The 1,101-nt window shown below is 42.0% G+C and carries 1 protein-coding gene; it reads right to left on the bottom strand.

The window, feature by feature from the left end; genetic code table 11:
- Window positions 1-9: 9 nt before the first annotated feature.
- Window positions 10-1,041 (bottom strand): IS630-like element ISVa15 family transposase, encoded by a 1,032-nt coding sequence (locus EYW48_RS21190; RefSeq protein WP_026027704.1) that lies wholly within the window; start codon window positions 1,039-1,041, stop codon window positions 10-12.
- Window positions 1,042-1,101: the final 60 nt, after the last annotated feature.

The following is a 1,101-nucleotide window of genomic DNA, read 5'->3' on the forward strand; positions in this document are numbered from 1 at the left end:
TATACCGAATCAACTTGAAGATGCAGGCTTGAGAACCTGAAAATGATCATTAATTCGAGATGTCAAAGAGCCTGCGATCTCTGGAAGAGTCACAGAAAAAAATTGGTCTATTGCCGCCTTGAAGTCCCGTTTTCTTTTGAAGTAAACGTTGTTCCTCGACTTCTCATTCATTACTTTCCATAGCCGCTCTATTGGGTTGAGGTTTGGACTGTAAGGTGGAAGATAATGCAGTTTAATATTCAGGACAAACGCCGCATCTTTGACTAAGTCACTGCGGTGATATCCCGCACCATCTAAGATGATATGAAGCTTATGGGCTAACGAATAACTCTCTCTTAACTTACAGAAAAAACGAACAATCGATTCACTGTTAATGCTCTCATAGTCGTGAACAATGGTTGCACCAATATCCGACAGGTTCAGTGCGCCAATAATGTTCAATCGGCTACGATTACCCGTTGTTTCAATCACTTTATCCTGACCAGTACGTATCCAGCCATGCGATATCTTTGTTGATAGTGTTGGGTGAACTGCATCGATAAAGACTATCGATTCATCCTCGCCACAGCTTGCCTTTAGCGCTTCATACGCCTCTATGAATGCTTGCTGTTTTGCTTCATCAAACTTGTGTGGTATGCCTTTCGGTTGCTTGTAGCTAAAACCATTATGGTGAAGCCATTTGTTCATACCAGAAACAGTATAATCAAGCCCAAACGTCTCTTTAACATAGGCGACAATTTGATGAGTATGAGAATAGGTTTTCTCAGTCAAATGCTCGATTAGGTGCATGGTTTGAATAGCAGAAAGCTTGCTTTGGCTTCCTCCATTCTCAGGCTTAAGTTTTTCAGAAAGTACGTAGTCACTGAGGTGACGTGCAACGGTCGATTCATGAATACGAAGAGCTTGTGAAATCATAGTCTGACTCCAGCCTTCAGAAGCCAGCAAAACAGCCTTAATACGGTCGCAAACTCGACTATCACGCTCAATGTCGTGCATCTGTTCGAGTTGCAGTTTCTGTTGAGGAGTCAGTGTGATTTTCATGGTTTGTAGCATGATCCTGATTCTATTGAAAATCAAGCATCTTCAATGATCACGGGTATA

The organism is Vibrio sp. 1180_3, assembly GCF_029478545.1.
Lineage (GTDB): Bacteria > Pseudomonadota > Gammaproteobacteria > Enterobacterales > Vibrionaceae > Vibrio > Vibrio aestuarianus.